At 70.7% G+C, this 12028-nt stretch carries 11 protein-coding genes; 8 read left to right on the top strand and 3 right to left on the bottom strand.

Features of this window, described 5'->3' with window-relative positions:
• Positions 1–16: 16 nt before the first annotated feature.
• Together AC56LK_RS13905 and AC56LK_RS13900 are read left to right on the top strand one after the other, a co-directional pair.
• Positions 17–1003: a glycosyltransferase family 2 protein gene (locus AC56LK_RS13905; RefSeq protein ID WP_497185083.1), complete on the top strand. Its 987-nt coding sequence runs from the start codon at positions 17–19 to the stop codon at positions 1001–1003.
• Complete coding sequence (locus tag AC56LK_RS13900) at positions 1000–2208, top strand: polysaccharide pyruvyl transferase family protein (RefSeq protein WP_497185082.1); 1209 nt, start codon at positions 1000–1002, stop codon at positions 2206–2208. Before AC56LK_RS13905 ends, AC56LK_RS13900 begins: the two co-directional genes overlap by 4 nt.
• Positions 2209–2235: 27 nt before the next feature.
• Here AC56LK_RS13900 and AC56LK_RS13895 read toward each other — a convergent pair whose 3' ends face one another.
• Together AC56LK_RS13895 and AC56LK_RS13890 are read right to left on the bottom strand one after the other, a co-directional pair.
• A complete protein-coding gene (locus AC56LK_RS13895; protein ID WP_497185081.1) occupies positions 2236–3480 on the bottom strand; it encodes a pyridoxal-dependent decarboxylase, exosortase A system-associated in 1245 nt (414 codons plus the stop codon).
• Positions 3473–5059, bottom strand: a complete 1587-nt coding sequence (locus AC56LK_RS13890) for an acyl-CoA ligase (AMP-forming), exosortase A system-associated (protein ID WP_497185080.1) — start codon at positions 5057–5059, stop codon at positions 3473–3475. Before AC56LK_RS13890 ends, AC56LK_RS13895 begins: the two co-directional genes overlap by 8 nt.
• A gap of 156 nt (positions 5060–5215) precedes the next feature.
• On the opposite strand from AC56LK_RS13890, the gene AC56LK_RS13885 reads away from it, so the two are divergent.
• Genes AC56LK_RS13885 through AC56LK_RS13860 form a run of 6 tightly spaced genes read left to right on the top strand, consistent with a single transcriptional unit; the run spans position 5216 to position 10660 of the window.
• Positions 5216–6412: a DegT/DnrJ/EryC1/StrS family aminotransferase gene (locus tag AC56LK_RS13885; RefSeq protein WP_497185079.1), complete on the top strand. Its 1197-nt coding sequence runs from the start codon at positions 5216–5218 to the stop codon at positions 6410–6412.
• Entirely contained in the window at positions 6409–7455 is a 1047-nt protein-coding gene (locus AC56LK_RS13880; protein WP_497185078.1) for a GNAT family N-acetyltransferase, read from the top strand. The genes AC56LK_RS13885 and AC56LK_RS13880 overlap by 4 nt, the downstream gene beginning before the upstream one ends.
• A gap of 15 nt (positions 7456–7470) precedes the next feature.
• Positions 7471–7719 carry an acyl carrier protein gene (locus AC56LK_RS13875; RefSeq protein ID WP_497185077.1) on the top strand — a complete coding sequence of 83 codons (249 nt, stop codon included), beginning with the start codon at positions 7471–7473 and terminating at the stop codon, positions 7717–7719.
• Positions 7716–8561 carry a hydrolase 2, exosortase A system-associated gene (locus AC56LK_RS13870; protein ID WP_497185076.1) on the top strand — a complete coding sequence of 282 codons (846 nt, stop codon included), beginning with the start codon at positions 7716–7718 and terminating at the stop codon, positions 8559–8561. The genes AC56LK_RS13875 and AC56LK_RS13870 overlap by 4 nt, the downstream gene beginning before the upstream one ends.
• A complete protein-coding gene (locus tag AC56LK_RS13865; protein WP_497185075.1) occupies positions 8554–9405 on the top strand; it encodes a hydrolase 1, exosortase A system-associated in 852 nt (283 codons plus the stop codon). Before AC56LK_RS13870 ends, AC56LK_RS13865 begins: the two co-directional genes overlap by 8 nt.
• A 7-nt stretch (positions 9406–9412) precedes the next feature.
• On the top strand, positions 9413–10660 hold the full coding sequence (locus tag AC56LK_RS13860) for a glycosyltransferase (protein ID WP_497185074.1): 1248 nt from the start codon (positions 9413–9415) through the stop codon (positions 10658–10660).
• On the opposite strand, the gene prsR is transcribed toward AC56LK_RS13860, so the two are convergent.
• Positions 10657–12018: a PEP-CTERM-box response regulator transcription factor gene (gene prsR, locus AC56LK_RS13855; RefSeq protein ID WP_497185073.1), complete on the bottom strand. Its 1362-nt coding sequence runs from the start codon at positions 12016–12018 to the stop codon at positions 10657–10659. The two genes, AC56LK_RS13860 and prsR, sit on opposite strands and share 4 nt — an antisense overlap.
• Positions 12019–12028: the final 10 nt, after the last annotated feature.

Genomic DNA, 12028 nt, shown 5'->3' with positions numbered 1-12028 from the left:
TTCAAAGGTTGAACCGATGCAAGAACAACAGAACGACAATCCGGGCGCAGCGCTGAGCTGCGCGCCGGACGCGATCCAGGTCAGCGTGATCATCCCGGCCTTCAATGCCGCCGCCACCATCGGGCGCGCACTCGCTTCGGTGCGCGCGCAGGAAGGCGTGGGCATCGAAATCATCGTCATCGACGACGCCAGCCGCGACGGCACGGCGGATGCCGTGCGCGCGGCGATCCGGCCGGGAGAAAACATCACCCTGCTGCAGCTGCCGATCAACAGTGGCGTGTCGGCGGCGCGCAATGCCGGGATCCAGCTGGCGCGCGCGCCCTACCTGGCCTTCCTCGACGCCGACGACATCTGGCTGCCCGGCAAGCTGCAGCGCCAGGTGGCGACCATCGCCGCCGATCCCGCCATCACCCTGGTCTCCTGCAACAGCCAGCAGGCCGATGCAGAGGGCCGTCCGCTCAAGGAAGGCCACGTGAACCGGCCGCCGGTACAGGGCATCGACGCCTGGAAGACCCTGCTGGTGTACAACTTCCTGCCGACCCCCACCGTGCTGACCCGTACCGCGCTGGTGCGCGAACTGGGCGGATTCGACGAGCAACTGGCGGTGGGCGAAGACCTCGACCTGTGGATCAAGCTGGCGATCCGCGGCAAGGTCGCGGTGCTGCCGGAAGTGCTGATCAATTACTACGACCTGAACAACAGCCTGATGAAGCGCCATCGGCGCCAGACCGGCGACATCGTCCAGCCCATGATCGAGCGCCATATCAGCGAACAGGCCGGCAAGCTGTCGGATGCCGAAATCCGCCACATGCGCGGCAGCCGCTCGTTCCAGATGGGCTGCGACCTGTTCTTCTCGGGCAGCTACCGTCCCAGCATGGCGCTGTTCATCCAGGCGGCCCGCTGCGGCACCCGTCCGCTGAAGAGCCTGTCCTACTTGCCGCGCGCGCTCGTGATGGAAGCTGCGGCACTGACCAAAGAAACCTTTATGAGGCCCGGGAAATGAGCGGGAAGCAAGCCCTGAACATCCTGATCAATGGATGGTATGGACAGCTGAATGCCGGGGATGACGCCATCCTCGACGTGTTTGTCGAGCGCACGGCGGAAAAGTTCGACGCCCGCTTCACGGTGCTGTCCGAGTTCCCCGGGAACATCCCGCAAACGCCCCGCCTGCGCAGCCAGTTCCACCCGGTGCTGCTGGGACGCGGCATGCTGTCCCAATACCTGAACGGCAATGCCTGGCGCCACCTGCGGGCGATCCGCGAAGCCGACCTGGTGGTGCTGGGCGGCGGCGGCATCCTGCGCGACAACACCAACTGGCGCAACCTGCTGCGCCTGCTGGACGAAATCTGGCTGGCCAAGCTGTTCGGCCGCAAGACCATGATGTACGCGATCGGCGTCGGCCCTTTCAAGACGCGCATCGGCAAGTGGCTGATCGGCGCCACCGCGCGCGCCTGCGACCTGGTCACCGTGCGCAGCCAGCGCGCCGCGGAACTGCTGCGCGAAGTCGGCGTGCCGGCCGAACGCATCCATGTGGTGGCCGATCCCGCCTTCCTGCTGGCGCCGCAGCAGCCGGCGGAAGCACAGCGCGCCGAACTGGCTGCACTGTTCAGCTCCGGCAAGAAGAAGATCGGGTTTTACCCGACCTTCTACCTGCGCCGCAAGTCGGCAGGCATCGAACGCATCGCCGCCGCACTCGACCAGCTGGCCGAAACGGAAGACGTGGAATTCGTGGCGGTCCCGATGTCGGTGCTCGACGGCGACATGGATGATGTCGTCATCGCCCGCCGGGTACAGGCGGCGATGCGCCGCCCGGAGGCTCTGCACATCTATGAAAAGCGGCTGTCGGCGCCGGAACTCAAGTGGGTGACTGGACTGGCGCCGCTGAACATCACGGTGCGCCTGCATGCGATGATCTTCTCGCTCGGCTGCAACGTGCCGGTGGTGGCGCTCAATTACGAGCCGAAGGTGTCGAACGTATTCGAGGACTTCGCCGCCCCCCAGTACCTGGTCGACCTCAACGAGGACACCGAGGTGCGCCTGGTCGATGCGACCCGGCTGGCCCTGCGCAACCTGGAGCCCTATGGCGAGCATATCCGCCAACGCCGCCAGCGCGTGAAGGCACGCTCCAGCGCCACCTTCGACCTGATGGGCGAGCTGTGCGGCTACGAGACCGGGCTCGATACCGAGACCGAGCCGCATCGCCGCTGATCCGGCTCAGGGGACAAGCGCCCGGCCTCAGAGCAGGACTTCGGCCGCCGCCGGATGGCTCAGGAATGCGGCCGGGCTGGCGCTGCGCCCGTAGGCGCCGGACTGGAACACCACCACCAGGTCGCCCGCTTCCGCCCGCGCCAGCTCCATCCGTTCGGCCAGCAGATCGAGCGGGGTGCACAGCGGTCCGACGACGGACACGGTCTCCCGCTCCCCCGCTTCCATGCGGTTGCCGATCGCAACCGGATAATTCTTGCGGATCACCTGGCCGAAATTGCCCGACGCCGCCAGGTGGTGGTGCAGGCCGCCGTCGGTCACCAGGAAGACCTGGCCGCGCGACTCCTTGCGTTCGGTGACGCGGGCCACGTACACCCCCGCCTCGCCCACCAGGTAGCGTCCCAGCTCGATGATCACCTCGGTCTCCGGCGAGCGTTCGCGCAGGCGCGCGCACCAGTCTTCCAGGTGGGTGCCGATGGCCTCCAGCGCCAGCGGCGCTTCGCCCGGAAAGTAGGGAATGCCGAAGCCGCCGCCGATGTTCAGCTGGGGCAGCGGCAGGCCGGTCCCCTCGAGCAGGGCCAGCGCCAGTTCGAAGGTGCGGGACTGGGCCTCGATGATGGCCTCCGCCTTCAGGCTCTGGGAGCCGCTGAAGATGTGCAGGCCGCGGAATTCGACCGTCATGCCGGCCAGCGAGCGCAGCACCGCCGGCACCCGCTCGGCATCGATGCCGAAGGGCTTGGCGCCGCCGCCCATGCGCATGCCCGACCCCTTCAGTTCGAAGTCCGGGTTGACCCGCAGCGCCACCAGCGGCCGGATCCCCAGGGTTGCGCCGATGGCGGCCGCGCGCGCCAGTTCGTTCTCGGATTCGATATGCAGGCAGACCCCGGCGGCGATCGCCCGGCGCAGCTCGGCATCGAGCTTGCCGGGACCGGCGAAGCTGATTTCCGCCGCCGCCATGCCGGTGTCGAGGGCGACCGCCATCTCGCCGGCGGACGCCACGTCGAAGCCGTCGACCAGGCCGGCCATGTGCTGCACCAGTGCCGGCATCGGGTTGGCCTTGACCGCGTAATGCAGGCGCACCGAAGGGGGCAGCACGGCGCGCAGCTGCGCCACGCGCGCGTCCAGGAGGGCGCGGTCATAGGCATAGAAGGGGGTGGCGCCGACCCGTTCGGCGAGCCGGGTCAGCGCGATGCCGCCGACCTGCAGGCAGCCGTCCACCACCGGGAACAGGGTCTGCGCCGCATGCACCGGGCGGGACGGTTTTGCTTCACTCATGGGTGTCCTGTTCTTCGAACAAATGCATGAAATCGGTACGCAGCAGCGGCCGGTCGATCTTGCCGTTCGGGTTGCGCGGCAAGGGCTGGTCGCGCAATGCGATGTGGGCCGGCACCATGTAGGCCGGCAGCAGGCGGCGGCAGGCCTCCAGCAGGCCGGCCGCCGCGGCGGGCGCGCCTTCGCGTGGACGCGCCACCGCCACCACCGCCTGGCCCAGCTTCGGGTGCGGCACGCCGAAGGCGGCCGCATCGAGCGCCAGGCCGCTGGCATGCAGGGCTTCCTCGACCTCGGTCGGGCTGACCCGGTAGCCGGACACCTTGATCATCTCGTCGCTGCGGCCGACGAAATACAGGTAGCCCTCTTCGTCGCGGCGCACCGTGTCGCCCGACCACACCGCCATCTCGGCCAGCGGCAGGGCGGGATCGCGGCCGGGCGCCGGGCGGAAGCGCTCGGCGGTCTTGGCCGGATCGTTCCAGTAGCCCAGCGCCACCAGCGCGCCACGGTGCACCAGCTCGCCCGGCTCGTTGGCCGCGCACAGGGAGCCGTCGGGCCGCACCACCATCACTTCGGCGTTCGGGATCGCGCGCCCGATCGAATCCGGGCGCCGGTCCAGTTCGGACGGCGGCAGGTAGGTCGAGCGGAAGGCTTCGGTCAGGCCGTACATCAGGAACAGTTCGGCCTGCGGGATGGCGGCGCGCAGCGCGTCGACGGCGGCGCGCGGCATGGCGCCGCCGGAATTGGTCAGGTAGCGCAGCGTGGTGGCGGCCGACCAGTCGAGTCGGGCCAGCTCGATCCACAGCGGCGGCACCGCGGCCAGCCCGGTGATGCGCTCGGTCACCACGGCGCGCACGACGTCCTGGGCGAACAGGTGGTTGATCAGCACCGCCGCCGCGCCGGCGTGGAAGGCGCAGGTGAGCTGGCTCAGGCCATAGTCGAAACTGAGCGGCAGCACCGCGAGCAGGCGGTCGTCTGCGCGCAAGCCCAGGTAGCTGGAGACGCTGAGCGCCCCCGCCACCAGGTTACGGTGCGACAGCACCACGCCTTTCGGCTTGCCCGTGCTGCCCGAGGTGTACAGGATGGCGGCGACGTCGGCATCGATGCGGCGCACCGGGTGCGGCGCGCCGTCGCGGTTCGCATCAAAGCTGCGCACGGCCGCCCCGGCAGGCGCTTCCAGTCCCTCGGCGGGGCCGGTTACCAGGATGGTGTGGAGCTGCGGGCAGGCGGCCAGCGCGGGCGCCAGCTGGCGCAGGCGCTCCGGCGAGGTGACCAGCAGGCGCACCCCGCAGTCGGCCAGGATGTAGGCGACCTGCTCCGGCTTGAGCAGGGGATTGACGGGTACGAAGACGGCGCCGGCAGCGCTCGCGCCGAACAGGGCGGCGACGCCCTCGACACGCTTTTCGAGGAAGACGGCGACCCGTTCGCCGGCGCTGACGCCGGCATCCTGCATGGCGCCGGCGGCCGCGCCCACGCGTTGCGCCAGGGCTGCGTAGTCGAGGCGCTCGGCGCGGTAGACCAGCGCTTCGGCGGACGGCGTGCGCTCGGCCGCCGAGAAAATGAAATCGTGAACGAGCTCACTCATGAAAACCCTGATCGTCTCTCGCTCCCTGTCGCAGGCAGCCAAGCGCGCATTTTACCAGTAAGATTTCGGTGAAGTAATCGACGCCGGCCTTTCGGAAAAGACGCGCACGCATCGGCGCGGCTCGACCGCAGGCCACTGCTCAGCCTATACTCTCTGATGACCAAAATCCTGCCCGTTTCCGCCCTGGTGCGTCCGCGCGTGCCGCTGGCCCCGGTGCTGTCCGGCGGCAGCTTCGCGCGTGCGGGCGACGCAGGACTGCCCTCGGTGCTCGACGCCGGCCCGGCCCGGCTGGTGACCAGCGGCCGCATCGCGATCGCCATGGCGCTGCGCGAGATGGGCATCCAGCCCGGCGACGCCATGCTGGTGCCGGCCTGGCACACCCAGTCAATGGTGGCGCCGCTGCTGTGGGCGGGCGTGCAGCCGGTGTTCTACGACGTGGGGCCGGACGGCACGGTGGATCCTGCCGAGCTGGCGCGCCGCCGCACCCCGGCGGTGCGGGCGCTGATGGCCACCCATTACTTCGGCTTTCACCAGGACATGGCGGCGCTGCGTGCCTGGTGCGACGCGGCCGGGCTGCAGCTGCTCGAGGACTGCGCCCACTGCTGGTTCGGCGAGGTGCAGGGACGCCCGGCCGGCGCCTGGGGCGACTACGCGATCGCCAGCAGCATGAAGTTCTACCCGACCTATGAAGGCGGCTGCCTGGTGTCGGCGCGCCACGCCCTGCGCTCCCCCTCTCCTTCCGGCGCCGGCGCCGGCTTCGAAGCCAAGGCGGCCCTGGGCGCGCTGGAGCGCGCCTTCGGCCACGGTCGCCTGCGCGGGTTGGAACGCCTGCTGGCCCTGCCGCTGGCGCTCAAGCGCGTGCTGTGGACCCGGGCCAAGGCCAGGCAGGCGGACGCCGCGCCTGCCCTGGCGCCCGATTCTTCCGACAGCAGCGTGCGCTTCGAGCCGGCCTGGCTCGACCGCCGCAGCGCCCTGTTTTCGCGCGCCGTGCTGCGCCTGGGCAGCGCCCGCCGCATCGTCGGGCGGCGCCGCGCCCATTACGCGCAGCTGGCGGCGGCACTCGGCGGCCTGCCGGGCTGCCGGCCGTTGCATCCGGCCCTGCCGGACGGTGTGTGTCCCTGGGTGTTCCCGCTGCTGGTGGAACAGCCCGAGCCGCTGTTTGCGGCACTGCAGGCGCGCGGCGTGCCGCTGGTGCGCTTCGCCGAGCTGCGCGACCCCGGCGCCGGCACCGCAGACTTCCCGTACAGCGCCGCACTGGCGCAGCGGGTGTTCGGCTTCCCGGTGCACCAGGAACTGCGTGCGGACGAACTGGCCTGGCTGTGCGCCGCCATCCGCGAGGCGGCCGGAGCATGAGCCGACACCTGCGCTGGACCCTGCATCCCGCCACCGATTTCGCGGATTACGCCGCCGGGTGGGACGCGCTGGTGCGTGAGGCCGCCATGCCGCCGGCGCTGGCACCAAGCTTCGTCGCGCCGTTGCTGGCATGCTTCGGCGACCCGCGCGCCCTGCTGGCCTGCTGCCGCGAAGGCCGCGGCGCCGGCGCGCCACCCGTGGCGATGGGGGTGTTCATCCCGGCGGAGCATGGCAGAGGCTGGAGCACGCTGCAGCCGCCCCAGGCCCCGCTCGGCCTGTGGCTGCAGCGGCCCGGCCAGGACACGGCTGTCCTGCTGCGCGGCCTGCTGCACGCCCTGCCTGGCTGGCCGGCGGTGGTGGCGCTGACCCATCTCGACCCCGACGTGATGCCGCGTCCGCCTGACGCGGGGAGCGTGCGCACCCTCGACTACATCGACACCGCCCGCATCACGCTGCAGGGCAGCTTCGACGACTACTGGGCCGCGCGCGGCAAGAACCTGCGCGCCAACCTGAAGAAGCAGCGCGCGCGCCTGGCCCGCGACGGCATCGCGCTGCGCCTGGAAGCCGTGCGCGCGCCAGGCGCCATGGAAGCGGCGGTGGCCGACTATGCGCGCCTGGAGGCGGCCGGCTGGAAGGCCGGCGGCGGCACCGCGGTGGCGCCGGGCGACGCCCAGAGCCGCTTCTACGCCGCCATGCTGGACGCCTTCGCGCGCCAGGACGGCGCCTGCGTCTACCGCTACTGGTACGGCGAGCGCCTGGCCGCGGTGGACCTGTGCATCGAAGACGCGGCGGGTTGCCTGATCGTGCTGAAGACCACCTACGACGAAGCGGTGGCCGACGGGACATCGCCGGCGCTGCTGATGCGCGAGGAAGCCACCCGCGCCCTGTTCGAGGCCGGCCACTACCGCCGCATCGAATTCTATGGCAGGGTGATGGAATGGCACCTGCGCTGGACGCAGGAAATCCGACGTCTGTACCATGTAAACTATTACCGCTGGCCGCTGCTGGCGCGCGCGCATGCCGCGCTGCGCGCCCGGGCCTGATTTGCTGGAGAAGCCATGTACCTTGATGAAGTAAGACAGATCGTGACCGATACCCTGTTCCTGGGCCCGCGCGGCGACGCGCTCACGGCCGACTCGCCGCTGCTGGGCGCCCTGCCCGAGCTCGACTCGATGGCGGTGGTGTCGCTGCTGGGCGCACTGGAGGAGCGCTTTGGCTTCATGGTGGACGACGACGAGATCAGCGCCAGCACCTTCGAGACCCTGGGCAGCCTGGCTGCTTTCGTCGACGGAAAACTGAAGCAATGAGCGCCGCGCCGGCGCGTCCGGATGCCGAACCGTTCTTCCTGCCGTCCCCGCGCGGGCCGTTGTTCGCGCTCTACCACGCTCCGGCCGGAGCCTGCCGCCACGCGCTGCTCTACGTCCACCCTTTCGGCGAGGAGATGAACAAGTCGCGCCGCATGGCGGCCATGGCGGCACGCCGCCTGGCCGACAGCGGCGTGGCCGTGCTGCAGCTCGACCTGAGCGGCTGCGGCGACAGCGCCGGCGAATTCGCCGACGCGCGCTGGGAAGACTGGCTGGACGACCTCGCCCTCGGCAGCGCCTGGCTGCGCGAGCGCAGCGGGCTGGCGCCCGGTGTGTGGGGCCTGCGCTTCGGGGCCCTGCTGGCCCTCGACTTCGCCCGGCGCGCGGCCGCGCCGCCGCCGCGCCTGCTGCTGTGGCAGCCGGTCACCAGCGGCGCCGTCTACCTGACCCAGTTCCTGCGCCTGCGCAGCGCCGGCGACATGCTGCGCGAGGGCAGCGCGCGCGGCACGCAAGCCCTGCGTTCCACCCTGCTCGGCGGCGTGCCGCTCGACGTGGCCGGCTACACCCTGGCCCCGCAGCTGGCGGCCGCGATCGACGCCCTCGATGCCGGCGCCATCCTGCCGCCGGCGCCGGTCGACTGGTTCGCCGTCGGTCCGGGCGAGCGCCCCCTGTCCCCGGCCAGCGAGCGCATCGCACACGGCTGGCGCGTGGGCGGCAAGGCCGGCACCCCGGTCGCCCTGCATGCGGTGCGCGGCCCGGCTTTCTGGGACAGCCAGGAAATCATCGATTGCCCGGCGCTGCTCGACGCCACCGTGGCCGCGCTGGCGGAGGTTGCCCATGCATGAGGAACGCGCACTGTCGTTTACTTGCGAGGGCGACCGGCTGGTCGGCATCGTCAGCCTGCCGTCCGCCGCCGCGCCACAGCCCGCCCGCGGCGTGCTGATCGTGGTCGGCGGCCCGCAATACCGCGCCGGCAGCCACCGCCAGTTCACCCTGCTGGCGCGCCAGCTGGCGGCCGAAGGAATCGCGGCGATGCGCTTCGACTACCGCGGCATGGGCGACAGCGAGGGCGCCCTGCGCGACTTCGCCGACGTCGGTGCCGACCTGCGCTGCGCGCTGGACGCCTTCTTTGCCGCCGTGCCTTCGCTGCGCGAGGTGGCCCTGTGCGGCCTGTGCGACGGCGCCTCGGCTTCGGTGTTCTATGCGGCGGACGACGCACGCGTGCGCGGCCTGGTCCTGCTCAATCCCTGGGTGCGCACCGAGCAGGGCGCGGCCCGCGCCACCTTGCAGCACTACTACGGCGCGCGCCTGGCGAGCGGCGCCTTCTGGCGCAAGCTGCTGTCCGGGCAGTTCAGGCCGCGCGCCGCGCTGGCTTCCGCCTTCGGCCTGCTGCGCCAGGCAAAAAGCGGCCCGCAGGACGCCGGCGCCAGCCTGCCCGAGCGGATGTACCGGCGCCTCAGCGCTTTCAGCGGCCGCGTGCTGGTGGTCCTGAGCGGGGCCGACCTCACCGCCCAGGAATTCGCCGGACTGGCGGACTCCTCGATGCCGTGGCGCACGCTGCTGGCGGACGGCCGCGTGACCCGCCACGAGCTGCCGGGCGCCGACCATACCTTCTCTCAGCGTGCCTGGCAGGACGAGACGGCGGCCCGTGTATGCGACTGGATGCGCGCGTGGCAAGACCCCCGGTGAAGCATCCATGAAACGGGTGCTGATGGTGGCCTTCCACTTCCCGCCGCAGCGCGGCAGCAGCGGGCTGCAGCGCACGCTGCAGTTCGTGCGCAACCTGCCGGCATCCGGCTGGGAGCCGCTGGTGCTCAGCGCCGCGCCGCGCGCCTACGAGGACGCGGGCGACGAGCAACTGGCCGCGATCCCGCCCGCTACCCACGTGCAGCGCGCCTTCGCCCTCGATACGGCCCGCCACCTGGCCTGGCGCGGCCGCTACCTGGGCTGGCTGGCGCTGCCCGACCGCTGGGTGAGCTGGCTGCTGGGCGCGGTCCCGGCCGGCCTCGCCACCATCCGGCGCCTGCGCCCGGCCCTGATCTGGTCGACCTACCCGATCGCCAGCGCCCACCTGGTGGGACTGGTGCTGCACCGCCTGAGCGGCCTGCCCTGGGTGGCCGACCTGCGCGACCCGATGGTCGATGCGGTCCACCCCAGCGGCCGCGCCAAGCGCGCCGCTGCGCTGTGGATCGAACGCCAGACCCTGCTGCACTGCACGCGCGCGGTGTGCACCACCGAAGGCGCCGCGCGCAGCTACCGCGCACGCTATCCGGCGCTGCCGCCGGAGCGTCTGGTGGTGATCGGAAACGGTTACGACGAGGGGAATTTCGCCGCGGCCGGCACGCTGCCGGAAGACTTGCCGAAGCAGACCGGCAGGCCGCTGGTACTGCTGCACAGCGGGATCGTGTACCAGCTCGAACGCGACCCCAGCTGCCTGTTCGAAGCGCTGGGCATCCTGCGCGCCGACGGCCGCATCGGGCCGGACACGCTGCGCCTGGTGCTGCGCGCGCCGGTGACCGCAGACTGGCTGCGCGGCCTGGCGCAGCGCCATGGCATCGCCGACATGGTCGCGATCGAGCCGGCCCTGCCCTACCGCGACGCCCTGCGCGAGATGCTGGCTGCCGACGCCCTGCTGGTGCTGCAGGCGGCCAACTGCAACGACCAGGTGCCGGCGAAACTGTATGAATACCTGCGCGCCGGACGCCCCATCCTGGCCCTGACCGATGCCGCCGGCGACACCGCCGCGGCCCTGCGCGGCGCCGGCATCGACACCATCGGGCCGCTCGACTCGACCGAGGGCATCATCGCGGCACTGCTGCGTTTCCTGAAGCTGGTGGAGGAAGGACGGGCGCCGCTGGCCGCCCCTGAGGCGGTGCGGCGCCATGAACGGCGCGCCCACGCCGAGCAGCTGGCGCGCCTGTTCGACGAGGTGCTGGAGACTTAGTTACCGGCCTTGATGCCGTGGCGGCCCATCAGGTCGTACAGCGTCGGGCGGCTCACGCCCAGCATCTCCGAAGCCTTGACGATGTTGCCGTCGACCCGTGCCAGCACCTTGACGATCGCCTTGTACTCGGCTTCGTCGCGCACCTGGCGCAGGTTGATCGGTTCTTCCACCGCGCCCTCGCCCGGCAGCCCGAGGTCGTCGGCGACGATGGTATTCCCGTCGGCCATGATGACCGCGCGCTTGATGTAGTTCTCCATCTCGCGCACGTTGCCCGGCCAGTTATAGGTCTCGATGGCGGCGATCGCGTCCGGCGCGAAGTGCAGCGACGGACGTCCTTCGGCCGCGCAGAACTTGTTCTTGAAGTGGTGGGCCAGCAAGGCGCTGTCGCCCTCGCGCTGGCGCAGCGGCGGAATGGTCACCACGATTTCCGACAGGCGGTAATACAAGTCTTCGCGGAAGCGGCCCTGGGCGCACAGCTCCTTCAGTTTCTGGTGGGTCGCGCAGACGATGCGCACGTCCACCGGGATCTCCTCGTGGCCGCCGATGCGCTCGATCACGCGCTCCTGCAGGAAGCGCAGCAGCTTGGCCTGCAACGGCATCGGCAGGTCGCCCACTTCGTCGAGGAAGAAGGTGCCGCCGTGCGCCAGCTCGACCTTGCCCTTGGTCTGCTTGGCAGCGCCGGTGAAGGCGCCCTTTTCGTAGCCGAACAGTTCGCTCTCGAGCAGGTTCTCGGGAATGGCCGCGCAGTTGATCGCCATGAAGCGCTCCTTGGCACGCGGCGACAGCTGGTGCAGCGCGCGCGCCAGCACTTCCTTGCCGGTGCCCGATTCGCCCAGCAGCATCACCGAGGCCGAGGTCGGCGCCACCTTCTCGATGTTGCGGCAGACCTTGAGCATGCCCGGGTCGCGCGAGATCACGCCGGCCAGCGGCGAGTCGGCCTGCGACTGCTGCATGCGGCGGTTCTCCAGCTGCAGATTGTGCAGGAAGAAGGCGCGCTGGATCACCAGGTTGAGCACTTCCGGGTCGCAGGGCTTCTGGTGGAAGTCGTAGGCACCCATGCCGATCGCCTTGACCGCGTTCGCATGGTCCTGGTTGCCGGTCAGGACGATCACGCGCGTGTCCGGCGCCAGCGCCAGGATCTGCTGCAGCGTCGCCAGGCCCTCGGTCGAGCCGTCCGGATCGGGCGGCAGCCCGAGGTCCATGGTGCACACGGCAGGCTCGTGGCGGCGGATCTGGGCCAGCGCGGCCTCGCGGTCGCCGGCCACCACCACGTCGTAGCCGTCCAGGCTCCAGCGCAGCTGCTTCTGCACGCCGGGATCGTCTTCGATGATGAGCAGTTTGGGTTTGGTCTGGGTCACGTTGTTCCTC

The sequence above is a fragment of the Telluria sp. ZB4P36 genome (genome assembly GCF_059685865.1).
The sequence above is the reverse complement of the archived record's forward strand: the minus strand, read 5'-3'. Positions and strand labels throughout refer to the sequence as shown.